The sequence below is a fragment of the Pseudacidovorax sp. NFM-22 genome (genome assembly GCF_021401245.1).
GTDB lineage: Bacteria > Pseudomonadota > Gammaproteobacteria > Burkholderiales > Burkholderiaceae_C > Xenophilus.
Genome location: NZ_JACBFY010000006.1, coordinates 47545 through 71575, shown reverse-complemented (window position 1 = coordinate 71575; position 24031 = coordinate 47545). Strand labels below are relative to the sequence as shown.

Here is a 24031-nt window from a genome sequence, read left to right as displayed (position 1 = left end):
CGTGCAGCGGTTGCGAGGGGCCACGGAGCGCCGTCCGGGGCCGAACGGCGCCCAATGCCGGCAGGCACCGCGCGTCGTCCGCCACTCCAGGGACGGCAGACCCGCGCGGCATCAGCCCGCCACCGTGTGCACGCCCGGCGAACCGTGCTCGACCACGAAGCGCGCCAGCCGGCTCACGCTGGAATCGGCGCGCCGGATGTCGTCCACCGCGCGGAACTCCACGCGCGCCTCGGCTGGCGCCAGCGTGGCCAGCGCATAGCCGCGCACGTCGCCACGGCCCCAGCGCAGCTGCGGGTTGCTGGCCTGCAGCGCCGCCACCGTGGCTATCGACGGACCCTGCGAGCTGATGGAGCCGCCCACGAATTCGGTGGCCAGTGGCGCCGCGTCGCCGGCGCGCTGCAGGTCGGCGGCCCAGAAGCAGTGCACGTCGCCACTGAGCACCAGCGCGTTGCGCTCGGGCCGCGCCGCCAGCGCGCCGTACAGGCGCTCGCGGTTGGCGGCGTAGCCGTCCCAGCCGTCGACCCAGTAGCCGCGCTCCTCGCCACGGCTGCGCGGGGCCGTCGCCATCAGCGTCTGCTGCGCGATCAGCGTCCAGCGGCCCTGGGCGCGCGCCAGGCCCTGGTAGAGCCAGGCCTCCTGCTCTGCGCCCAGATAGCTTCGGCTGGCGGCGGTGCGCTCGTCGCAGTCGACGAAGCCCTTGTTGCCGGTCACCGGCACGCAGGGATGGGCCGAGCGGTACTGGCGGCCGTCGAGCACGAAGAGCTCGGCCATGCCGCCCATCTGCCAGCGGCCGTGGATGCGGGCCTGCGCGCCCTGCGGACGCATCCAGGCCGGCACCGGCATGTGCTCGTACCAGGCCTGGTAGGCGGCCGCGCGCAGGGCCATGAACTGCGCGGGATCGGGCGTCTGCGGCGAGCGGTCGTTGGCATAGTCGTTCTGCACCTCGTGGTCGTCCCAGGTGACGAACCAGGGGAAGGCCGCATGCGCCGCCTGCAGGTCGGCGTCGCCCTTGTAGAGCGCGTAGCGGTTGCGGTAGCCGGCCAGGTCCTGCGGCAGGCCGGCCTCGTGGCGGCGCACATGGTGGCGGCCCCAGGAGGACTCGTAGATGTAGTCGCCCAGGTGCACCACCGCATCCAGGTCCTGCGCGGCCATGTCGCGGTAGGCGCTGTAGAAGCCCTGCTCGTACTGCTGGCAGGAGCCGAAGGCGAGCCGCAGCGGCTGCGCGTCCTGCAGCGCCCGCGCGGTGCGGGTGCGGCCGACGGGGCTGCGCATGCCCTGCGCCGTGAAGCGGTACCAGTAGTCGCGGCCGGGCGCCAGGCCTGCGACCTCGACGTGCACCGAGTGCGCCAGGTCGGCCATCGCGATGGCCCGTCCGCGGGCGACGATGCGGGCGAAGCCTTCGTCCTCGGCCAGTTCCCAGTCCACCGGCACCGGCGCCTCGCCCATGCCGCCGCCCGCCAGCGGATCGGGGGCAAGGCGGGTCCACAGCACCACGCCCTCGGCCGTGGGGCAGCCGGAGGCCACGCCCAGCGTGAAGAGCGGCCGGCTGTCGCCGCCCTGGGCATGCAAGCGGAGGAAGGGAGCGGCGAGCGCCGCGCCCGCCGCGCCTTGCAGCAGGCGACGGCGGGAGAGCTGCGACAGGAGTCGGACGGAAGACGGCATGGCCCGATCATGCCCCGCTGCGCCTTGCCGCCAGCTGTCCTTGCCGGCGCACCCCTGGCGCGGGCCGCACCCCCGGGAAAGGCGCGGAGCGAAGGATGCCGCCCCACCCGCGAGATGCTGCGCTCAGTGCCCGGAGGCGCCCGACGCGCCGAGCCCGGTCTCCGACCGCACCTGCTGCGCCGGGAAGGCCGCGCGTTCGGCGGCGGCCTGGCGGCTGCGGTCGAGCAGGCTGAACAGCCAGATGCCCGCGAAGCCGATGGCCATGGAGAACAGGGCCGGCGAGGTGTAGGGGAACAGCGCCGAGCCCTTGGGATAGCCCAGCGTCGCCTCCCACACCGAGGGCGAGACGATGGTCAGCCCCACCGAGGCGGCCAGGCCCAGCGTGCCGCCGATCACCGCGCCGCGCGTGGTGCAGTCCTTCCACAGCACGCTCATGAACAACACCGGGAAGTTGGCCGAGGCCGCGATGGCGAAGGCCAGCGACACCATGAAGGCGATGTTCTGCTTCTCGAAGGCAATGCCCAGCAGCACCGCGATCACGCCCAGCGCCACGGTGGTGATGCGCGAGACGCGCAGCTCGTCGCGCGGCTCGGCACGGCCCTGCTTGATCAGCGTGGCATAGAGGTCGTGCGACACCGCCGAGGCGCCCGACAGCGTCAGGCCCGCCACCACGGCCAGGATGGTCGCGAAGGCCACCGCCGAGATGAAACCGAAGAACACGTTGCCGCCCACCGCCTTGGCCACCAGCACGGCCGCCATGTTGGTCGCGCCGGCGCCGCCGTGGATCACGCCCGTGGCCACGTTGGCGAACTCGGGGTTGGTCAGCACCAGCGTGATGGCGCCGAAGCCGATGATGAAGATCAGCAGGTAGAAGTAGCCGATCCACACCGTGGCCCAGCCCACCGACTTGCGCGCCTCCTTGGCGTCGGGCACGGTGAAGAAGCGCATCAGGATGTGCGGCAGCCCGGCGGTGCCGAACATCAGCGCCATGCCGAAGCTGATGGCCGAGATCGGGTCCTTGACGAAGCCGCCCGGGCCCATGATGGCCAGGCCGATGCTGCGCGCCTCGTCGGGCGACTTGCCGGCGTTGGCGGCGATCTGCGTGCGCACCTCCACCGACTTGGCGAACAGCGCCTCGGGGCTGAAGTGGAAGGCCGCCAGCACCATCACCGCCATGAAGGTCACGCCGGCCAGCAGCATCACGGCCTTGATGATCTGCACCCAGGTGGTGGCCGTCATGCCGCCGAAGAGCACGTAGACCATCATCAGCGCGCCCACGATCACCACCGCCACCCAGTAGTCAAGGCCGAACAGCAGCTTGATGAGCTGGCCCGCGCCCACCATCTGCGCGATCAGGTAGAAGGCCACCACCACCAGCGTGCCGCTGGCCGCGAAGGCGCGGATGGGGCCGGGCCGGAAGCGGTAGCCGGCCACGTCGGCGAAGGTGAACTTGCCCAGGTTGCGCAGCCGCTCGGCCATCAGGAAGGTGAGCACCGGCCAGCCCACCAGGAAGCCGATGGAATAGATGAGCCCGTCGTAGCCCGTGGCCATCACGGCCGCCGAGATGCCCAGGAAGGAGGCGGCCGACATGTAGTCGCCCGCGATGGCCAGCCCGTTCTGGAAGCCGGTGATGCCGCCGCCCGCGGTGTAGAAGTCGGCCGCCGAGCGCGTGCGCTTGGCCGCCCACTTGGTGATGTAGAGCGTGCCCGCGACAAACACCATGAACATGCCGATGGCGATCCAGTTGGTGGGCTGCTTGGCCACCTGGCCGACGTCGCCGCCTGCGGCATGGGCCAGGCCGGCCAGCAGGAGCAGCGCGGCCGGCGCCAGGCGGGCCGCGGTGGTGCGCAAGGAAACGCGCGTCATTGGCCGGCCTCCTTCAGGATCTCGGCCGTGAGCCGGTCGAACTCGCCATTGGCGCGGCGGATGTAGGCCAGCGTGATGACGATGGTGAAGACGATCACGCCCAGGCCGATGGGAATGCCCAGCGTGGTCACGCCCTGGCCGATGGGCTGCGCGAGGAAGGGCTTGTCGAAGGCGATCAGCGCGACATAGCCGTAGTAGACGAGCAGCATGATCGCGGTGAGCCAGCCGCCCAGGCGGTTGCGGCGCCGCCGCAGCTCAAGGTATTTGGGATGGGAGCGGATGCGCTCCGCGACCGGGTCTTTCATGGGGTTGTCTCCTGGCATCTGGAATGAGCCTGTGCCGCATTCTTCGATGCCGGTCCCGGCGCGCGGACCCGGCGCAATCATTCGTCACATTGCAATCCAAGTCGCGCAATGAGGCTTGCGCGAGGCTGACGCCGACTTCAGTCCCACTCCACATTGGCCGCGAACAGGTAGCCCGCGCCGTAGACGGTCTTGATGACCTGCGGCGCCTCGGTGTCGGCCTCGATCTTCTTGCGCAGGCGCGAGATGCGCACGTCGATGCTGCGGTCGGTGGGCAGCAGGTCGCGCGTGCCCAGCAGCTGCTCGCGCGTCAGGATCTGGTGCGGCCGCTCGATGAAGCTGCGCAGCACCTGCGCCTCGGCCGTGCCCAGCAGGTGCTCGGTGCCATCGGGGGCGGTGAGCACGTGCGAGGCCCAGTCGATGCACCAGCCGTTGAAGCGCGCCCGGCGACGCTGGGTGGCCGCAGCAGCGCCCGCCTGGCCGCGGCGGCGCAGGATGCTGCGCACCCGCGCCACCAGCTCGCGCGCCTCGAAGGGCTTGGTCACGTAGTCGTCGCCGCCCAGTTCCAGGCCCATCACGCGGTCGGCAGGGTGGCCGCGGCCGGTGAGGATCAGCACGCCGGCGCTGCTGGCCGCCGTGATGCGGCGCATCAGGTCCAGGCCGTCCATGTCGGGCAGGCCCAGGTCGATGATGCACAGGTCGGGCTTTTCCACCTGCAGCCGGCGCAGCGCCGCCGCCCCGCTCGCGAAGACCTCGCAGGCGAAGCCGAAGTCCTGCAGCGTGGCGCGCACGATGCGCGCCACCTCGGGCTCGTCCTCGATCACGTAGATGAGGTCGGACGCGCCGCCCTCGTCGTGGGCGCCGGGGCTGCGCGCACCCGGTGCTGGGGGCATGCCGTGGCGTGGCGTGTTCATGGCGGTCGTCTCCCTTCCTCGATGGCCCGCGCGAATTGCTCGGCGGTGAATGGCTTGGTGATCACGGGCACGCCGGCCGGCCGGGCGATGGCCTCGGGCGCGTGGCCGCTCATCAGCACCACGGAAGGTGCCGGCGCGCCGTCCGACGCCGGCAAGGCGCAGGCGGCGGTGGCCACGGCGACGCCGTCGACCGGGCCGTGCATCTGCACGTCCGACAGCACCAGCGCCAGGCCCGGCATGTGGGCCAGCAGCTGCAGCGCCTCGGCGCCGCTTTCGGCCTCCAGCACCGAGTAGCCCAGCTCCAGCAGGCTGCGTCGGATCACGCGGCGCACCTGCGCGTCGTCGTCGGCCAGCAGCGCCAGGCCCTGCGAGGCCGGTGCGGCGCTCTGGCCGGGCGGCAGTTCATCGGCCTCGGGCGGGGGTGCCTCGGCCGCGGGCAGCCACAGCGTGACGGTGGTGCCCTGCCCCGGCGTGCTGCGCAGGTCGATGGCGCCGCCCGACTGGCGGATGAAGCCGTAGACGACGGCCATGCCGAGGCCCGTGCCGCTGCCCGGCGGCTTGGTGGTGAAGAAGGGCTCGAACACGCGGGCGAGCGTGTCGGCGTCCATGCCGCAGCCATCGTCCTGCACCTCGATGCACACGCAGTCGCCGGCGGACATCTGCAGGGGCGCCGCCCGGGCGGCATCGAGCCGGGCGGCGCGCGCCCGCAGCACGATGCGGCCCAGCGGCCCGGTGGCGTCGCGCGCGTTCAGGACCAGGTTGACCAGCGCCTGCTCGAGCAGCGTGGCGTCGATCCAGGTCCACAGCGCCGAAGGGCCGGCGTCCACCTCCAGCGCCAGCGTGTCGGGCAGCGCGCGGCGCACCAGGCGCGCCACCGTCTCGATGAGCGCACCCACGTGCACCGAGGCCGCCTGCAGCGGCTGCCGGCGCGCAAAGCTCAGCAGCGCCCGCACCAGCTCGGCGCCGCGGCGGGCGGCGTCCAGGGCCGGCTGGGCGAACTCGCGCGTCGCCTCGTCGTCGGCTGCGCCGCGGCGCAGCAGCGCGTCGAGGTTGCCGATCACCACCGTGAGGATGTTGTTGAAGTCGTGCGCCAGGCCGCCGGTGAGGTGGCCGAGCGATTCCAGCTTCTGCGCCCTCGCCACCAGCTCCTGCGCGCGGCGCTGCTCGGTGATGTCGAAGGTGAGCTCGAAGCAGCCCGCCACGCGACCATCCGCCGCTCGCTCGGGCGCGAGCGAGGTGCGCACGGTGCGGGTCTGGCCGTCCTGCGTGCGCAGGTCGTAGGCGAAGCTCTGCGGCTCGCCGGCCAGGGCGCGCATGACATGCGGCCTGACATGCGCATAGACCGCCTCGCCCAGGAAGCGGCGCGCGCTCACGCCCTCGGGCCGCGCGGTGTCCACGCCGAACCAGTCCGCATAGCCGCGGTTGAGGTAGCGGTAGACGCGGCCAGCATCGAAGTACGCCACCAGCGCCGGGATGGAGTCCATCACCAGCCGCACGCGCTGCTCGCTGCGCTGCAGCTCGGCGGTGCGTGCGGCCACGCGGCTTTCGAGCTCGGCGTTCTGGCGCCGGATGGTGGCCTCGGCGCGGTGGCGCTCGGTCACGTCGGAATACAGGGTGACGAAGCCCAGGCCCGGCACTGGCTGGCCGCGGATGCGCAGCACACGGCCGTCGGGCCGGGTGCGCTCCACGTCGTGCGGCTCGAAGCGCCGGGCCAGCGCCATGCGTTCTTCCACCTGCTGATCGGGGTCGCCCGCGCCGTAGTCGCCGCGGCGGGCGTTGAACACCATGAAGTCGCGAAAGGGTGCGCCCAGCCACACCAGCTCGGGCGGAAAGCCCAGGAGGCGCAGGTAGGCCTTGTTCCAGGCCACCAGCCGCAGCTCGGCATCGAAGATGGAGATGCCGTCGTCCAGCATGTCCAGGCCGGTCTGCAGCGTGACGTAGCGCTGCAGGGGCGCCGGGCCGCCGCCGTCGTCGGCTGCAGCAGGGCTGCAAACATTCGTCATATTCGGCGGCGTCTCCTGCAATCTTCGGGGTTCATCCTTGGGATGCGCTTCATGAATGCTGCTGGATTCGTGAAGCGCATCCCTTGCGGCGGCGGAGTCTGCTGCATGTGGCTGACCCCAAGCCAACAAATGACCGCCGTCGAACGATGGCATGACTGCGCAGGAGACAAGCTTGACGCACATCAATCCCTACGACCTCGGCCTGGACCGCAACGCGGCCAATTTCGTGGCGCTGACGCCCCTGTCCTTCCTGGCGCGGGCGGCGCATGTGTTTCCGCAGCGCACCGCGCTCATCTATGGCGAGCTGCGCCAGAGCTGGGCCACCACCTACGAGCGCTGCCGGCGCCTGGCCAGCGCCCTCGCGCAGCGCGGCGTGGGCCCTGGCGACACGGTGGCCTGCATGCTGCCCAACGTGCCGGCCATGTACGAGGCCCACTTCGGCGTGCCCATGACGGGGGCCGTGCTCAACACGCTCAACACCCGGCTCGACGCCCAGGCCATCGCCTTCATGCTCCAGCATGGCGAGGCCAAGGTGCTGCTCGTGGACCGCGAGTACGCCGGCGTGGTGGCGCAGGCGCTGAGCGCCCTGGGCCCGCACCGGCCGCTGGTGATCGAGGTGGAGGACGAGACGGCGCCGCCCGGCGCCCGGCTGGGCGAGATCGGCTACGAGGCCCTGCTGGCCACCGGCGACCCCGCCTTCGACTGGCAGCCGCCTTCCAACGAATGGAACGCCATCGCCCTCAACTACACGAGCGGCACCACCGGCAACCCCAAGGGCGTGGTCACCCACCACCGCGGCGCCTACCTCAACGCGGCCAGCAATGCCCTGGCCTGGAACCTGCCCCCGGGCGCGGTCTACCTGTGGACGCTGCCGATGTTCCACTGCAACGGCTGGTGCTTTCCGTGGACCACGGCGCTGATGGCCTGCACCAGCGTGTGCCTGCGGCGCGTCGATCCGGCGGTGATCTATGGCCTGATCCGCGAGCACCGCATCACGCACCTGTGCGGCGCGCCCATCGTCTACAGCCTGCTGATCGCCGCGCCCGCCGCGCTGCGCGCGGGCATCGACCACCCGGTGCAGGGCCTGGTGGCCGGCGCGGCGCCGCCGGCCGCCGTGATCGAGGGCTGCGAGGCCGCCGGCATCGCCATCACCCATGTCTATGGCCTGACCGAGGTGTACGGCCCCTCGGCCGTGTGTGCGCAGAAGCCGGAGTGGGCCCAGCTGCCGCCGGTCGAGCGCGCACGGCTCAACGGCCGCCAGGGCGTGCCCTATCCGCTGCAGGAGGCGGTGACGGTGCTCGACCCCGCCACGCTGCAGCCCGTGCCAGCCGATGGCGAGACGGTGGGCGAGATCTTCTTCCGCGGCAATGCGGTGATGAAGGGCTACCTCAAGAACCCGCGCGCCACCGAGGAGGCCTTTGCCGGCGGCTGGTTCCACACCGGCGACCTGGGCGTGCTGCATCCCGACGGCTACGTGAAGATCACCGACCGCAGCAAGGACGTGATCATCTCGGGCGGCGAGAACATCTCGTCCATCGAGGTGGAGGACGCGCTGCACCACCACCCCGCCGTGCTGACCGCCGCCGTGGTGGCCATGCCCGATGCCAAGTGGGGCGAGGTGCCCTGCGCCTTCGTCGAGCTCAAGCCCGGCATGGCGGTGGACGAGGCCACGCTGCTGGACTTCTGCCGGCCGCTGCTGGCCCGCTTCAAGATGCCCAAGCGGATCGTCTTCGGCGAGCTGCCCAAGACCTCCACCGGCAAGACCCAGAAGTTCGTGCTGCGCGAGCGGGTGCATTCCGCCCGCGCCATCGAGTGACCCTTTTTCCCTTGACGGAGACGACCATGAGCGACACCGCCGCCCTCTATCCCCCGCCCACCGCCCTGGCCGCGAAGGCCCATGTCTCCGGCCGCGCCGCCTACGACCGCCTGGTCGCCGAGGCCGAGGCCGATCCCGAGGGGTACTGGGGCCGCCTGGCCCGCGAGTACGTGGGCTGGAAGACGCCCTTCACCCGCGTGCTGGACGACAGCCGCGCGCCCTTCTTCGAGTGGTTCAACGACGGCACCCTCAACGCCAGCTGGAACTGCCTGGAGCGCAACATCGAGCGCGGCCTGGGCGCCAAGACGGCGCTGATCTTCGAGGCCGACGACGGCGCCGTCACGCACGTCAGCTACCGCCAGCTGCTGGTGCGGGTCAACCGCATCGCCAACGCGCTGCGCGCCCTGGGCGTGAAGAAGGGCGACCGCGTCGTCATCTACATGGCCATGTCCATCGACGGCGTGGCGGCCATGCAGGCCTGTGCGCGCATCGGCGCCATCCACTCGGTGGTGTTCGGCGGCTTCTCCGCCCACGCCCTGCGCGACCGCATCGCCGACACCGGCGCCTGCCTGGTCATCACGGCCGACCAGCAGGTGCGCGGCGGCAAGCAGCTGCCGCTCAAGGCCATCGTGGACGAGGCCCTGGCCCAGGGCGGCTGCGCCAGCGTGCGCCATGTGCTGGTGGCGCGGCGCACCGGCGCGGCCGTACCCTTCCAGGCGCCGCGCGACCTGTGGCTGGACGAGCTGGTCGAGGGCCAGAGCGAGCATTGCGAGCCCGAATGGGTGGAGGCGGAGCATCCGCTCTTCCTGCTCTACACCTCGGGCTCCACCGGCACGCCCAAGGGGGTGCAGCACGCCACCGGCGGCTACCTGCTGCATGCGGCCCTGACCTGCCACTGGACCTTCGACATGAAGGCCAGCGACATCTTCTGGTGCACCGCCGACATCGGCTGGGTGACCGGCCACACCTACATCGCCTACGGGCCGCTGATGCTGGGCGCGACGCAGATCGTGTTCGAGGGCGTGCCCACGTACCCCGATGCCGGCCGCTTCTGGCAGATGATCGAGGCGCACCGCGCGACGATCTTCTACACGGCGCCGACGGCCATCCGCTCGCTCATCAAGGCGGCCGAGGCCAACGAGGCGGTGCATCCGGCCCGCTACGACCTGTCGAGCCTGCGCATCCTGGGCTCGGTGGGCGAGCCGATCAACCCCGCGGCCTGGACCTGGTACCACCAGCATGTGGGCGGCGGGCGCTGCCCCATCGTCGATACCTTCTGGCAGACCGAGACGGGCGGCCACATGATCACGCCGCTGCCCGGCGCGACGGGCCTGGTGCCGGGCTCCTGCACCCTGCCCTTCCCGGGCATCGCGGCCGCGGTGGTGGACGAGACGGGCAACGAGCTGCCCTGGGGCCAGGGCGGCATCCTGGTGGTGAAGCGACCCTGGCCGTCGATGATCCGCACGATCTGGGGCAACCCGGAGCGCTTCCGCAAGGGCTACTTCCCGGAAGAATTCCAGGGCCGCTACTACCTGGCGGGCGACGGAGCGATCCGCGACGCGAAGACGGGCTACTTCACCATCACCGGCCGCATCGACGACGTGCTGAACGTGTCGGGCCACCGCATGGGCACGATGGAGATCGAGTCGGCGCTGGTGGCCAAGACCGACCTGGTGGCCGAGGCCGCAGTGGTGGGCCGCCCGGACGACACGACGGGCGAGGCGATCTGCGCCTTCGTGGTGCTCAAGCGGCCGCGCCCGACGGGCGAGGAGGCGAAGGCCCTGGCCAACGAGTTGCGCAACTGGGTGGCCAAGGAGATCGGGCCGATCGCCAAGCCCAAGGACATCCGCTTTGGCGACAACCTGCCGAAGACGCGCAGCGGCAAGATCATGCGGCGCCTGCTGCGCAGCATCGCCAAGGGCGAGGCGATCACGCAGGACACGTCGACGCTGGAGAACCCGGCGATCCTGGAGCAGTTGGCGCAGACGAACTGAGGACGCGGGGTCCTGGGCTTCGGCGGGCGTCGCCCGGTGCCGCATGCCTGGGCGATTGCGTCGGTTGGGTCTTGGGTCGCATGGGTCGTTCGGGTCGCATGGGTCGCATGGGTCGCATGGGCCGCATGGGTCGCATGAGTCGCATGGGTCGCATGGGTCGCACGGGTCGCATGGGTCGCCGTCACGGTGACCCGGCAGAGGACGCCGGCATGCGTGCTCCCGGTGCACGCTCGCGCTGACCGACTTGTTGCACAGCGCGGGTGCTCGCTCTCCACCGACGCGCCTTCCGCACTGCACGGCGCCGCGAATGGCACCTCCGCACGCACACCGGCATCCTCCGCCTCGACGCTGCGCTCGAGCCCTCCCCTTTTAAGGTTGGGCCGTGAGCCCTTGAGTCATGGAGTCATGGAGTCATGGAGTCATGGAGTCATGGAGTCATGGAGTCATGGAGTCGTGGAGTCGTGGAGTCGTGGGGGCGTGGGGGCGTGGGGCAATGTGGGCCAGTCAACCCCAGACCGTTCGGGCTGAGCCTGTCGAAGCCTCGCCCGTCGAGGTTGAACTGAGGCGGACGAGGACGGCCCGCCTTTGCGCCGCGCGCCGCTCTGCCCTTCGACAGGCTCAGGGCGAACGGAGTGAGGATCTGGGCGGTCGAACCCGGCAGTTCGGGCGCAGCGTCCAGGCGGAGGATGCCGGTGTGCGTGCGGAGGTGCCATTCGCGGCGCCGTGCAGTGCAGAAGGCGCGTCGGTGGAGAGCGAGCACCCTTCATGCGCAGCAAGCCGGTCAGCGCGAGCGTGCACCGGCAGCACGCATGCCGGCGTCCTCTGCCGGATTACCGTCAAGGCGACCCGTGCGACCCGTGCACGCCACTGCTGCCCCGCGACAGATGGATGCGAAGCACCCACGCACCCCATGCCCACATGCCCACATGCCCCGTGCATACCGCGCGACCTGGGCAACCCCGACGTAGGCACGCCACCGCCCAACGCAACACTCAGCGCCGCGCCGGCACCACCGCCACCAACTGCTCACGCAACCATTGATGGGCCGCGTCCTGCTGATGCCGCAGGTGCCACACCATGTACATCGGCAACGGCGGACACGCGACCGGTACCGCCGCACTGGCGAACTCGCGCATCAGGCCCTCGCCCAGCAGCCCCGGCACCGTGGCCAGCAAAGGCGTGCCGCGCAGGAAGGCCGGCAGGCCCGCGAAGCCCGGTACCGTCACCACGAAATGCCGCTCGATGCCGCGCGCCGCCAGCGCCTCGTCCAGCGCCATGCGCCGCTGCGGCGGATAGACCACGGTGGCATGGTCGGCGGCCAGCCACTCGCGGCGCGTGGTCGGCGCCTCGCGCACGGCCGGGTCGTAGAAGACGCGCCAGCGGTCCTCGAACAGGCGCTTCTGCACGATGTCGCTGCCCTCGGGTGGCCGCGGGCTGACCACCAACTGGCACTGGCCGCTGCGCAGCATCTCGGCCGTGGGCACGTCCGAAGGCAGCACCCGCAGCACCAGCCCCGGCGCCTGCGCCCGCAGCCGCGCGGCCAGCGGCACCAGCAGCACCTCGCGCTGGAAGTCATTGGCCGCGACGGTGAGCACACCGCGCCAGGCGGCGGGATCGAAGCGGGCATGCCGCGCAAAGGCCTGCAGCTGCGCCAGCAGCTCACGCGCCTGCGGCGCCAGTGCCTGCGCGTGCGCTGTCGGCACGATGCCACGGCCCGACTTGACGAAGAGCGGGTCGCCCGTGATGGCGCGCAGCTTGTCGAGCAGGTGGCTCACCGCCGACTGCGTCACGCCCAGGCGCTGCGCCGCGCCGGTGATGGAGCCCGTCTCCACCACCGCCACCAGCAGGCGCAGCAGCCGCGCGTCCAGATCGGACCAATCGAAATCGCTCATGCGATCCATGATGATCCATCGGTTTATCTTTGGCAACGACGGGCGAATACTGGCGGCCTTCCATCACCACGGGATCGACGAGGAGACCGCATGAACACTCGCACGCCAGCGCCCATCGAGGGCACCACCCTGTTCGACGGCGATCAGGCCCGCAAGGGCTATGCGCTCAACAAGATGTGCTTCTCCTTCAACGAGGAAGCCAACCGGCAGGCCTTCATGGCCGACGAGGAGGGCTACATGCGCCGCTACGGCCTCGATGCCGAGCAGGCGGCGGCCATCCGTGCGCGCAACGTGCTGCAGCTCATTGCGGCGGGCGGCAATGCCTACTACCTGGCCAAGTTCGCGGGCATCTTCAAGCTGGACATGCAGGACATCGGCGCCCAGCAGACGGGCCTGTCCAAGGACGAATTCAAGGCCCGGCTCGTCGCGGCCAACTTCCAGTGACCCCAACCCGGAGACACCCCATGGCCAAGATCATCGGCGGCATCGGTACCTCGCACATTCCCGCCATCGGCAAGGCGATCCATGAAGGCCTGCAGGCCGAGCCCTACTGGAAGCCCTTCTTCGACGGCTATCCGCCCGTGCACGACTGGCTGGCGACGGCCCGGCCCGACGTGGTGGTCCTGTTCTACAACGACCACGGGCTCAACTTCTTCCTCGACAAGATGCCGACCTTCGCCGTCGGCGCAGCGGCGCAGTACGCCTCGGCCGACGAGGGCTGGGGCATTCCGGCGCAGCCGCCGGTGGGCGGCGAGCCGGCGCTGTCGTGGCAGCTGATCAACACGCTGGTCGAGCGCGAGTTCGACATCGTCAGCTGCCAGGAGATGCTGGTCGACCATGCCTGCACGCTGCCGCTCAAGCTGTTGTGGCCGCAGGGCGAGTGGCCGGTGACGATCGTGCCGGTGTGCATCAACACGGTGCAGTTCCCGCTGCCCAAGGCCAGCCGCGTCTATGCGCTGGGCAAGGCCGTCGGCGAAGCCGTGGCGACCTGGGGCGAGGACCGGCGCGTGCTCTTCGTCGCCTCGGGCGGGCTGTCGCACCAGCTCGACGGCACGCGCGCCGGCCACATCAACAAGCGCTTCGACCTGCAGTTCATGGACAGCCTGCTCACCAACCCGGAGTGGGCCACGCAGTTCTCCGTGCATGAGATCGTCGAGAAGGCGGGCACCCAGGGCGTGGAACTGCTCATGTGGCTGGCCATGCGCGCAGCGCTGACGGCGGCCGGCCCGTCGGTGCGCAAGGTGCACGCCAACTACCACCTGCCGATCTCGAACACGGCGACAGCATTGATGGCGCTGGAGACCGCCTGAACCATGCGCCCCGCGCAGCCGGGGCGGTAAGCCAAGCGCCCCATGAACAAAGGCCTGCGGGCGTTCGCCTCGCAGGCCTTCTTCGTCCTGGGACCGACAGCGCTGACTTACTTGCTGGCGGTGCGGTGCAGCTCGGACTCCGGCACCGTCTTGAGTTCGCCCGGCAGCGAGGCGATGTACTGGGCCAGCTGCTTGAGCTCGGCGTTGCTGTAGGGCTTGACCTGGGTGCTCATCACCGCGTTGGAGCGGCCGACCATCGGGTGGCTGGTCTTGTAGGCCTTGAGCGCCACGAAGAGATAGTCGCCGTACTGGCCGGCCAGCTTGGGCACAGTGGCGTCGTTGGGGGTGTTGAAGTTGGCGCCGTGGCACTTGGTGCAGCTGTTCTCGGCATTGCGGGCGATCAGGGCCTGGACCTTGTCGCTGGGCGGCTTGGCGGTGGCGGGCGGGGCCGCGCCGTCGTTCATGCCGAGGGCCGAGTAGTAGGCGGCCAGGTCGGCGATGTCCTGCTCGGTCAGGGTGTCGGCGATGGCGCGCATGGTGGGATGCTTGCGGTCGCCGCCCTTGTAGGCGGTGAGCGCCGCCGTGATGTAGCCGGCGCTCTGGCCCGCGATCTTGGGCACCTTGTGCACTTCGGGGAAGCTGGCCTGGTAGCCCACGATACCGTGGCAGCCCACGCACATGGCCACCTTCCTGGCGCCGTTGTCGGCATTGCCCGTCACCTTCTGCGCAGAGGCCACGCTGGTCACGCAAGCGACAGCAAGGGCAAACATCGTGGTCAACAGCTTGTTCATTTTGCGCGCAAAATCTCGTGAGGACTTGGGGGATCGGCGGGCGATTATAGGAAGCCGACCCTTGCGCCGACCCGCTGGAAAGCCCTGATCGCACGTGCATCGGGCGCACCTCCCTCCCGCTTTTCCCCACTGCAAGCCATCCATGAAATTCAAGGGTTCCGACAACTACGTCGCCACGCAGGACCTGATGCTGGCGGTCAATGCCTCCATCACCCTCAAGCGCCCGCTGCTGGTCAAGGGCGAGCCGGGCACCGGCAAGACCATGCTGGCGGAAGAGGTCGCCAGCGCACTGGGCCTGCCGCTGTTGCAGTGGCACATCAAGTCCACCACCAAGGCGCAGCAGGGCCTGTACGAGTACGACGCCGTCAGCCGCCTGCGCGATTCGCAGCTGGGCGACGAGCGGGTCAAGGACATCCACAACTACATCGTCAAGGGCGTGCTGTGGCAGGCCTTCACGGCCGACGAGCCGGTGGCGCTGCTGATCGACGAGATCGACAAGGCCGACATCGAATTCCCCAACGACCTGCTGCGCGAGCTGGACCGGATGGAGTTCTACTGCTACGAGACGCGCCAGCTGATCAAGGCCAAGCACCGGCCGGTGGTGTTCATCACCTCCAACAACGAGAAGGAGTTGCCCGACGCCTTCCTGCGCCGCTGCTTCTTCCACTACATCAAGTTCCCCGACGCCGAGACCATGCGCCGAATCGTCGAGGTGCACTTCCCCGATCTCAAGCAGGAACTGCTGGCCGCGGCGATGAAGACCTTCTACGACGTGCGCGGCCTGCCCGGCCTCAAGAAGAAGCCGTCGACCTCGGAGCTGCTCGACTGGCTCAAGCTGCTGGTGGCCGAGGACATCCCGCTGCAAGCCCTGCAGAGCAAGGACGAGAAGGTGGCCGTGCCCCCGCTGGTGGGCGCGCTGCTCAAGAACGAGCAGGATGTGACGCTGTTCGAGAAGCTGGTCTTCATGCAGCGCAACAACCGCTGAGCCGTCGCCGCACGCCCACGACCCTCCTGACCGCGCCGAGCTGCCATGGCCTTCGTCGAACCCGTTGAACTGAGCGAACGCGGCGTGCGCCTGGTGCCGCTCACCCCGCAGCACGAGGCCGGCCTGGCCGCGGCCGCCGCCGACGGCGCGCTGTGGAACATCCGCGTCACCTCGGTGCCGGAGCCGGAGAACACCGCCACCTACATCGCCCAGGCGCTGAAGATGCGCGACGACGGCAACCGCCTGGCCTTCGCGGTGCTCGACGAGGCCAGCGGCACGGTGCTGGGCACCACCAGCTACCACGACATCGTGCCCGCCATCCGCCGGGTGGAGATCGGCTACACGTGGTACGCGCAGCGCGTGCAGCGCACGCATGTCAACACCACCTGCAAGCTGATGCTGCTGCGCCATGCCTTCGAGACGCTGCAGTGCCACGTGGTGGGCTGGCGCACCGACAACTTCAACTTCGCCAGCCAGCGCGCCATCGAGCGCCTGGGCGCCAAGAAGGACGGCGTGATCCGCGGCCACGCCCTGCGCCGCGACGGCACCATCCGCGACACCGTGATGTACAGCGTGCGCGCCGGCGAATGGCCGGAGGTGAAGGCGCAGCTGCTGTATCTGCTGGACAAACCCCGTCTTGTCTCAGGAGGCTGACATGAGCGCGCTCCCGAAAGAAATCGCCCAACTCGGTGTGCACGAGAAGCTGCAACTCGTCGAGGATCTCTGGGACAGCATCGACCAGGACCTCATGCCGCCGATGAGCGAAGAACTCAAGGCCGAGCTCGACCGTCGCTGGGCGTGGGTTCAGGCAAATCCCGGCACCGCATGCACGCCCGCCGAACTCGCCGCGTCGCTGGGCGTCCGGCTCTGAGTCGATGCAGTTCGAAGTGCATCTCGAGAAGCCTGCGCAGCAAGACCTGCGCATGGCCTTCGAGTGGTACGAAGCGAAGCAAACGGGCCTTGGCGCCGAACTCCTGCGCAGCGTCGCCGCACTGGTGGAATTGCTTTCGCGCGATCCGCAGCGTTTCCGCCACGGGCTTGGTGCCTATCGCAGCGCGAAGCTGCGCCGCTTCCCCTACGCCCTGCACTATCGGATAGACGGCCATCATGTCCATGTGCTGGCCTGCGTCCATTTCCGCCAAAGCCCCGACCGCTGGCCAGGAGCCTGACCCATGCTGATCGACTTCTTCTACACCCTGCGCGCGGCCAAGCTGCCCGTGTCGGTCAAGGAATACCTCACGCTGCTGGAGGCCCTGCAGGCCGACGTGGTGGGCCCGAACTCGGACGATGCCTTCGGCATGGACGACTTCTACTACCTCAGCCGCACCGCCCTGGTGAAGGACGAGAAGCACTACGACAAGTTCGACCGTGCCTTCGCCGCCTACTTCAAGGGCGTGGAGATGCTCACCGACTTCACCAAGGAGGTGCCGCTCGACTGGCTGCGCCAGGTGCTGGAAAAGGAGCTCACGCCCGAGCAGAAGGCGGCCATCGAGAAGATGGGCTGGGACGAGCTGATGGAGACGCTCAAGAAGCGCCTCGAAGAGCAGAAGGAGCGCCACGAGGGCGGCAGCAAGTGGATCGGCACCGGCGGCACCTCGCCCTTCGGCAATGGCGGCTACAACCCCCAGGGCATCCGCATCGGTGGCGTCGGCAAGAACAAGAGCGCCGTGAAGGTGTGGGAGCAGCGCGCCTACAAGGACTACGACGACACCCAGGAGCTGGGCACGCGCAACATCAAGATGGCGCTGCGCCGGCTGCGCCGCTTCGCGCGCGAGGGCCACGAGGACGAGCTCGACCTGGACCAGACCATCAGCCGCACCGCCGCCAACGCCGGCTACCTCGACATCAAGATGCGGCCCGAGCGCCACAACAACGTCAAGGTGCTGCTGCTGATGGACGTCGGCGGCACCATGGACGAGCACATCGCGCGCGTCGAAGAGTTGTTCTCGGCCGTCAAGACCGAGTTCAAGCACCTGGAGTTCTATTACTTCCACAACTGCGTCTACGACTTCATGTGGAAGAACAACCGCCGCCGTTTCAGCGAGAAGTTCGCGACCTGGGACATCATCCGCAAGTACAACAAGGACTACAAGCTGGTCTTCGTGGGCGACGCCACCATGAGCCCCTACGAGATCCTGCAGCCCGGCGGCAGCGTCGAATACAACAACGAGGAGCCCGGCGCCGAATGGCTGCAGCGCCTGACGCACGCCTTCCCCAAGTTCGCCTGGATCAACCCCGAGCCGCAGGGCGTGTGGCAGTACCGCCAGAGCATTTCGGTGATCCAGCAGCTGATGTCCCAGCGCATGTTCCCGCTCACGCTCAAGGGGCTGGAAGACGCGATGCGGCTGCTGTCGAAATAACACAAGGCAGCCGGCTCCGCATCGGCAAGCCCCCGCAGGACGGGCGGCATTCCGACAAGCCGGCCCGGGGCCCGATGCCAGAATGGCGCCCCATGCCCAGGGTGGATTCCCGTCGACCGACGCCGGCACGCATGCCGGCGTTTCTTTTTGTGCTGCTGCTTCTCGGCGCCTTGCTGCTGCAGGGCTGCAGCCTGCTGCCCGGCCGCCACAAGGACGACAAGGCGGGGGCCGACGATGCGCCCTCGGCACTCACGAGCAACGGCAAGGAAACCTCGGACGGGCGGCACGGCTTCAACGTCCGCGTCGAAGGCCCCGACGAGGCGCGCGAGCTCCTGGAGCAGCACCTGGAGCTGCAGCGCTACCGCCGCCTGGACGACCTGCAGCTGGCCGAGATCTCCCGCCTGATGGTGGCCGCCGACGCCAATGCGCGCGAGCTGCTGGGCACGCTGGGCTACTTCACGCCCACGCTCAAGATGGAGCTGGTGGACCTGCCGGCCGATGCTGCCGTGCCCTACGAGGTGCGCATCCAGGTCGACCCCGGACCGCGCACCAAGGTGACGGCAGCGCAGGTGGACTTCGCCGGCCCCATCGCCACGGACACCGACGACAAGACCGCCGCCCAGCGCAAGGCCATCCGCGAGGGCTGGACGCTGTCGGCCGGCCAGGACTTCACCCAGTCCGCCTGGGACGGTGCCAAGAACGCGGGCCTGCGCAAGCTGGTGGCGCAGCGCTTTCCCACCGGCAGCATCTCGCTGAGCCGCGCCGACATCGACGCCGATGCCGGCACGGCGCGGCTGTCGGTCACCTACCAGTCGGGCCCGGCCTACCGCTTCGGGCCGCTGGAGGTGCGCGGCGCCGAGCGCTACAGCGTGGACGGCGCGCGACGCATCGCCCGCGTGCCCTCCGGCCAGCCCTACGACCAGCAGGAACTGCTCGACGCCCAGGCCCGCATGGCCAGCAGTGGCTACTACGACTCGGTCTTCCTCACGCTGGACACCGACGCCGACCCGCAGGCCGCCACCGTCGTCGCGCAGGTGCGCGAGGCCAAGCTGCAGAAGATCGTGCTGGGGGCGGGCTTCACCTCCGACTCGGGGCCGCGGCTGTCGGCCGACCACATCCACAACCGCATGCCGCTGCTGGACTGGCGCGCGGTGACCAAGCTCTCGGTGGACCGCAACACCCGTTCGCTCAACAGCGAATGGAGCGCGATCCCGGGCGACGACGGCTGGCGCTGGATCACCTCGGGCGAGCTCAAGCAGGACCTGTCGGGCGACTACGAGGTCGACAGCGGCCGGGCCCGCTTCGGCCGCAGCAAGTCCGACCCCAAGATCGACCGCGCCTACTACCTGCAGTACGACTACGCGCTCAACCGCGGCGTGGGCGCGCCGCCTTCGGCCTCGGCCCTGAGCGCCAACTGGTCGTGGACGGGCCGCTACTTCGACGATGCCGGCGCGCCGCGGCGCGGCTGGGGCCTGGGCCTGGAGCTGGGTGCCGGCTACACCCTGAGCGGCGCCCAGCGGCCGTTCACCCGCGCCGACGTGCGCTCGCTCTACATCCTGCCGCTGGGCCGCGTGGCCGAGGGCGACACGGCCGGCCTGGCACGGCAATCGCGGCTGGCGCTGCGGGCGCAGGTCGGCGCGGTGACGGCAAAGGACGATGCGCAGATCCCCTCCACCCTGCTCTTCCTGACCGGCGGCGACACCAGCGTGCGCGGCTACGCCTACCGCTCCATCGGCACTACCAATGCGAGCGGCGCCACGGTGGCCGGCCGTTACCTGGCCGTGCTCAGCGCCGAATGGCAGAAGCCGCTGGTCTTCAACAACAAGGTCTCGGCCTGGGAAAGCGTGGTCTTCGTCGACGCCGGCAGCGTGGCCGACCAGGTGAGCCAGCTCAACAAGCCGCAGGTGGGCGTGGGCGTGGGCGCGCGCTGGCGCAGCCCGGTGGGACCGGTGCAGGCCGACCTGGGCTATGGCGTGGAGACGCGCAAGTTCCGGCTGCACCTGCGCCTGGGATTCAGCTTCTGACGACGCCGTGAGTACCGACACCCCGCCGCCCCCGACGCCGCAGCGCCCCACGACGCCGCCCACCCGCTCCCGCACGCGCCGGGTGTTGCGCGGCTTGGCCTGGACCGTCGTCGGCCTGTTCGCCCTGGTGCTGGTGCTGCTGGGCGGCGCCTGGTGGTGGGCCGGCAGCGACAGCTCGCTCGCCACCGCGCTGACCCGCGCCGCCCGCTACCTGCCCGCCGGCCAGACGCTGGAGACGCAGGAGGTGACCGGCTCGCTGCGCAAAGGCGGCCGCATCGGCTTGCTGCGCTATCGCACGCCCGACCTCACCGTCGAGGTGCACCAGGCCGAGATCGGCTGGCAATTGCGCCCCCTGTTCGACCGCCGCGTGCAACTGGGAGAGGTGCGCGCTGCGCAGGTGCTCATCGAGGCCAAGCCCGCGCCCGCGGATGCGCCCAAGAAGCCGCTGCAGCCGCTCGAACGCCTGGTGCTGCCGGTGGTGGAGGTGGACGTGCCCTTCCGCATCGGCGAGGTCCGCTGGGCCGGCCCGCCGCCGGTGGTGGCGCAGCAACTGGCCGGCCACTACCGCTACCAGAAGGCCGAGCACCGGCTGGACCTGGACGGCGTCGACATCGAAGGCGGCCACTACAGCGGCCAGGTGCAGCTGCAGGGCGACGGGCCGATGGCGCTGAATGCCGCGCTCCAGGGCCGCCTGCAGGCCCCGCTGGGCGACGGCCGCACCCTGCCCGTGCAAGCCACGGCCACGGCCAAGGGCAACCTGGCGGGCGCCAATGCACGGCTGGCCGTGCAGGCCGAGGCCCGCGCCGAGCAGGCCGACGAGAAGGCCGGCGCGCTGTACGCCAAGCTCGATGCGAACCTGGCACCCTGGGCGCCGCAGCCCGTCATCGACGCCCTGGCCACGCTGCGCGACGTCAATGTCGCCACCTTCTGGAAGACCGGGCCCTTGACCCGCCTGAGCGGCGAGGTCGCCGTGCAGCCCGATCCGCCGACCGGCGAGCAGGCCTGGCGCCTGCGCGCCGACCTTCGCAATGCCATGCCCGGCCCCTGGGACCAGCAGCGCCTGCCGGTGGAGCGCCTGCGCGCCCGCATCGGCTATGCCGGTCCGGCCGACGGCACCTGGACGGTGGACGAGGCCCATGTCGAGGCCGGCCATGGCCGCATCGACGCCCAGGGCAGCTGGAAGCCCGCGCCCGCGCCGTGGCAGGTGCAGGCCCGCATCGACGGCGTGCGCCCCGGCGAGCTGCACACCGCACTGGAAGGCGGTGCCATCAGCGGCCCCGTGACCGCCCGGCAGGAAGGCGATGTGCTGCGCTTCGACACCGACCTGCGCGCCCAGGGCGGCCGGGCCAGCGCCCAGGGCCTGCAGGGCTTCGGCCTGGAACGTCTGCTGGCCAAGGGCCAGTACAACCTGCGCACGCAACTGGCCGAGCTGCCGACCCTGCGCGTCGAGGCCGAAGGCGCCAGCATCGAGGGCCAGGTGCGCGCCCGTGTCGCCGAGCAGGCGGGCAGCGGCGACCTGCGCGTGGTGCTGCCGGGCGTCAACGCGCGGCTGCAGGCCGACATGGCGCCCGCGCGCGGCACCGGCCAGGCCGAGGTGCAGCTGCAGGATGCCGCCCGGCTGCAGGCCTGGCTGCAGAAGCTGCCCGGCCTCGCCAACATCAACAAGGCGATGACGACCGAAGGCGGCGCGCGGCTGGACGCGCGCTGGAGCGGCGGCTGGCGCAGCTTCCAGGAACGGCTGGCAAAGCCGACGGCCCCCCTGCCCCGCGGCAGCGCCGAGCCCACCCTCAACGCCAGGCTGAGCACGCCGCAACTGTTGCTCAGGCCGGGCCCCGCCGCGGACGGCACGCGGCCGGTTCCGCTCCAGCTGATGGCTTTCTTCGCCACGATCGACGGCAGCCTGGCACGCGCCAACCTCGCCTTGTCGGGCGACGTGCAGCAGGGCGAGCGCCGGGCGCGGCTCGACACCACCGCCAGCGGCGGCCTCGAAGCCGCCGGCCAATGGCGACTGGCCCTGGCCCGCCTGCGCGCCGACCTGGACGACGGCGGCCGGGGCGACACGCCCTGGGTGCTGGAACTGGGCCAGGGCTTCGAGACCCGGGTGCGCCAGTCCGGCGACCGTCTGCAGGTGGAGACCACCGCCGGCAGCGCCACCGTGCGCGGCCCCGTGCCCGGCACCGTGCGCCTGTCGTGGGAGCCGATCCGCCTCAGCTCGGGCCATAGCGGCGTGCAGCTGCAGACCAAGGGCCGGCTGCAGGGCCTGCCCATGGCCTGGAGCCGCGCCTTCGGCGGCGACACCAGCCTGCGCGAGCTGGGCATCAGCGGCGACCTCGTCTTCGACGGCGACTGGGACATCGCCGCCCTCGACCAGCTGCGCGCCCGCGTGCGCCTCGGGCGCGCCAGCGGCGACCTGCGTGTGCAGGCCGGCGAGGCCGCGCTGGTGCGCAAGCTCGAAAGCCACGGCACCGGCGCACCCGGCGAGGTCAAGACCGACTCCAGCGACAGCGCGCCCTCCACACCGGCCGGCCTGCGCCAGGCCGAGCTGCGGCTGGATGCCGAAGGCGACACCGTGCGCGCCAGCCTGGACTGGGACAGCCAGCGCGCCGGCCGAATCCAGGCCAACGCCTCCACCCGCCTGCAGCGCCAGGGCGAGGGCTGGCAATGGGCCGCCGACGCGCCGCTGGCCGGCCGGCTGCAGGCCAGCCTGCCGCAGCTGGGCGTGTGGTCCATGCTGGCGCCGCCGGGCTGGCGCATCGCCGGCACGCTGGAGGCCGACGCCACGCTCGGCGGCCAACGCAACGACCCGCGCTGGAACGGCACCGTCCGCGCCGACCAGCTGGCGCTGAAGGCCGCTGTCGAAGGCCTGGACCTGCGCGACGGCCGCCTGCGCGCCACGCTGGCCGGCAACCGCGTGGCGATCGAGGAATTCCGCCTGCAGGGCGGCCCCGGCAGCCGCGTGCGCATCCCCGGCCGCAGCGGCAACCTGAGCACCGTCTCCAGCCAGGCCGCGCAGGACGGCGGCAGCCTGTCGATGAGCGGCGAACTGGGCTGGGGGCCCGCCAGCGCCGGCCGCTCGGGGCTGTCGATGTCGATGCGCGGCGAGATCCGCAGCCTGCGCGCGCTGGTGCGCTCCGACCGGCAGCTCACGCTGTCGGGCCAGTTGCAGGCCGGCCTGCAGGACGGGCAGATCCGCCTGCGCGGCGACCTGACGGCCGACCGCGCCGTGATCATCCTGCCCGACGAGAGCGCGCCCAGCCTGGGCAGCGACGTGGTCGTGCATTCGGCCGCCCGCGACGCGCAGGAACGCAAGAAGGCCGAGGCGGCCGAGGTCTCGCCCCAGCAGCCCACCACGGCCAGGCCGCCGGACATCCAGGTGAGCTTCGACCTGGGCCGCGACTTCGCGGTGCAGGGCCGCGGCATCACCACGCGGCTGGAGGGCAAGCTGGACATCCGCGCCACCAGCACCACGGCACCGCCGCGCGTGACCGGCGAGATCCGCACCGTGCAGGGCCAGTACCGTGCCTACGGCCAGGCGCTGGACGTGGAGAGCGGCATCGTCCGCTTCAACGGCCCCGTGGACAACCCGCAGCTGGACATCCTGGCCCTGCGGCCCAACATCAGCCAGCGCGCGGGCGTGCAGATCACCGGCTCGGCGCAGGCGCCGCGGGTCAAGCTGTACTCCGACCCGCCGCTGTCGGACGCCGAGGTGCTGTCGTGGGTGGTGCTGGGCCGGGCCTCTGCCGCCAGCGGCGGCGAGGCGCAGCTGATGCAGCAGGCCGCCCTGGCGCTGCTGGGCCGCCTGGGCGCGGGCGGCGAAGGCGGCAGCCTGGCCAGTCGCTTCGGCCTGGACGAAATCGGCTTCAAGGGTGGCGGCAACGGCGACGTGGCCGGCTCGGCCATCACGCTGGGCAAGCGGCTTTCGGACGACTTCTACGTGACCTACGAGCGCAGCCTGGCGGGCACGCTGGGCACGATCTACTTCTTCTACGACCTCACGCGCAACCTCACGCTGCGCGGGCAGGCGGGCATCCAGAGCGGGATCGATCTGATCTACACGGTGCAGTACGACTGAAGGCGGGTGCGTTGCCCCGCCGTCGATGGCCGGGAAGAGC

At 70.7% G+C, this 24031-nt stretch carries 18 protein-coding genes; 11 read left to right on the top strand and 7 right to left on the bottom strand.

Annotated elements, in window-relative coordinates; genetic code table 11:
* Positions 1-111: 111 nt before the first annotated feature.
* The 5 genes from L0984_RS20610 to L0984_RS20590 all read right to left on the bottom strand — a co-directional run bounded on the left by L0984_RS20610 (position 112) and on the right by L0984_RS20590 (position 6747).
* Positions 112-1662, bottom strand: coding sequence for an alkaline phosphatase D family protein (locus L0984_RS20610; protein WP_234195979.1), 1551 nt, complete (start codon positions 1660-1662; stop codon positions 112-114).
* Positions 1663-1785: 123 nt separating this feature from the next.
* Positions 1786-3528: a cation acetate symporter gene (locus tag L0984_RS20605; protein ID WP_234195977.1), complete on the bottom strand. Its 1743-nt coding sequence runs from the start codon at positions 3526-3528 to the stop codon at positions 1786-1788.
* Positions 3525-3833 carry a DUF485 domain-containing protein gene (locus L0984_RS20600; protein ID WP_234195975.1) on the bottom strand — a complete coding sequence of 103 codons (309 nt, stop codon included), beginning with the start codon at positions 3831-3833 and terminating at the stop codon, positions 3525-3527. The genes L0984_RS20605 and L0984_RS20600 overlap by 4 nt, the downstream gene beginning before the upstream one ends.
* 137 nt (positions 3834-3970) lie before the next feature.
* On the bottom strand, positions 3971-4744 hold the full coding sequence (locus L0984_RS20595; protein WP_234195974.1) for a response regulator transcription factor: 774 nt from the start codon (positions 4742-4744) through the stop codon (positions 3971-3973).
* The gene (locus tag L0984_RS20590) at positions 4741-6747 is read right to left on the bottom strand and encodes a hybrid sensor histidine kinase/response regulator (RefSeq protein WP_234195973.1); all 2007 of its coding nucleotides are present in this window, start codon (positions 6745-6747) and stop codon (positions 4741-4743) included. Before L0984_RS20590 ends, L0984_RS20595 begins: the two co-directional genes overlap by 4 nt.
* A gap of 151 nt (positions 6748-6898) precedes the next feature.
* Between L0984_RS20590 and L0984_RS20585 the strand changes: the two genes are divergently transcribed.
* Complete coding sequence (locus L0984_RS20585; RefSeq protein ID WP_234195972.1) at positions 6899-8563, top strand: acyl-CoA synthetase; 1665 nt, start codon at positions 6899-6901, stop codon at positions 8561-8563.
* Positions 8564-8589: 26 nt separating this feature from the next.
* Complete coding sequence (acs, locus tag L0984_RS20580; RefSeq protein WP_234195970.1) at positions 8590-10557, top strand: acetate--CoA ligase; 1968 nt, start codon at positions 8590-8592, stop codon at positions 10555-10557.
* 992 nt (positions 10558-11549) lie between these two features.
* Here acs and L0984_RS20575 read toward each other — a convergent pair.
* Positions 11550-12458, bottom strand: coding sequence for a LysR family transcriptional regulator (locus L0984_RS20575; RefSeq protein WP_370646114.1), 909 nt, complete (start codon positions 12456-12458; stop codon positions 11550-11552).
* An 81-nt stretch (positions 12459-12539) separates the two neighbouring features.
* Here L0984_RS20575 and L0984_RS20570 point away from each other — a divergent pair, with 81 nt between their 5' ends.
* Both L0984_RS20570 and L0984_RS20565 read left to right on the top strand, forming a co-directional pair.
* Positions 12540-12893 (top strand): protocatechuate 4,5-dioxygenase subunit alpha, encoded by a 354-nt coding sequence (locus tag L0984_RS20570; RefSeq protein WP_234195966.1) that lies wholly within the window; start codon positions 12540-12542, stop codon positions 12891-12893.
* A 20-nt stretch (positions 12894-12913) separates the two neighbouring features.
* A complete protein-coding gene (locus tag L0984_RS20565; RefSeq protein ID WP_234195964.1) occupies positions 12914-13759 on the top strand; it encodes a class III extradiol dioxygenase family protein in 846 nt (281 codons plus the stop codon).
* Positions 13760-13866: 107 nt separating this feature from the next.
* Here L0984_RS20565 and L0984_RS20560 read toward each other — a convergent pair whose 3' ends face one another.
* Entirely contained in the window at positions 13867-14550 is a 684-nt protein-coding gene (locus L0984_RS20560; RefSeq protein ID WP_234195962.1) for a c-type cytochrome, read from the bottom strand.
* A gap of 142 nt (positions 14551-14692) precedes the next feature.
* Here L0984_RS20560 and L0984_RS20555 point away from each other — a divergent pair, with 142 nt between their 5' ends.
* The 7 genes from L0984_RS20555 to L0984_RS20525 all read left to right on the top strand — a co-directional run bounded on the left by L0984_RS20555 (position 14693) and on the right by L0984_RS20525 (position 23991).
* Positions 14693-15535, top strand: a complete 843-nt coding sequence (locus L0984_RS20555; protein WP_017759645.1) for an AAA family ATPase — start codon at positions 14693-14695, stop codon at positions 15533-15535.
* 45 nt (positions 15536-15580) lie between these two features.
* A complete protein-coding gene (locus L0984_RS20550; protein ID WP_234195961.1) occupies positions 15581-16189 on the top strand; it encodes a GNAT family N-acetyltransferase in 609 nt (202 codons plus the stop codon).
* 1 nt (position 16190) lies between these two features.
* Entirely contained in the window at positions 16191-16406 is a 216-nt protein-coding gene (locus L0984_RS20545; RefSeq protein WP_017759647.1) for an addiction module protein, read from the top strand.
* Between the two features lie 4 nt (positions 16407-16410).
* Positions 16411-16704: a type II toxin-antitoxin system RelE/ParE family toxin gene (locus L0984_RS20540; RefSeq protein ID WP_234195959.1), complete on the top strand. Its 294-nt coding sequence runs from the start codon at positions 16411-16413 to the stop codon at positions 16702-16704.
* A 3-nt stretch (positions 16705-16707) separates the two neighbouring features.
* Entirely contained in the window at positions 16708-17895 is a 1188-nt protein-coding gene (locus L0984_RS20535) for a vWA domain-containing protein (RefSeq protein WP_234195957.1), read from the top strand.
* Between the two features lie 92 nt (positions 17896-17987).
* Positions 17988-19919 carry an autotransporter assembly complex protein TamA gene (locus L0984_RS20530; RefSeq protein WP_370646113.1) on the top strand — a complete coding sequence of 644 codons (1932 nt, stop codon included), beginning with the start codon at positions 17988-17990 and terminating at the stop codon, positions 19917-19919.
* Positions 19920-19926: 7 nt separating this feature from the next.
* Positions 19927-23991 carry a translocation/assembly module TamB domain-containing protein gene (locus L0984_RS20525; protein WP_234195953.1) on the top strand — a complete coding sequence of 1355 codons (4065 nt, stop codon included), beginning with the start codon at positions 19927-19929 and terminating at the stop codon, positions 23989-23991.
* Positions 23992-24031 lie beyond the last annotated feature (40 nt).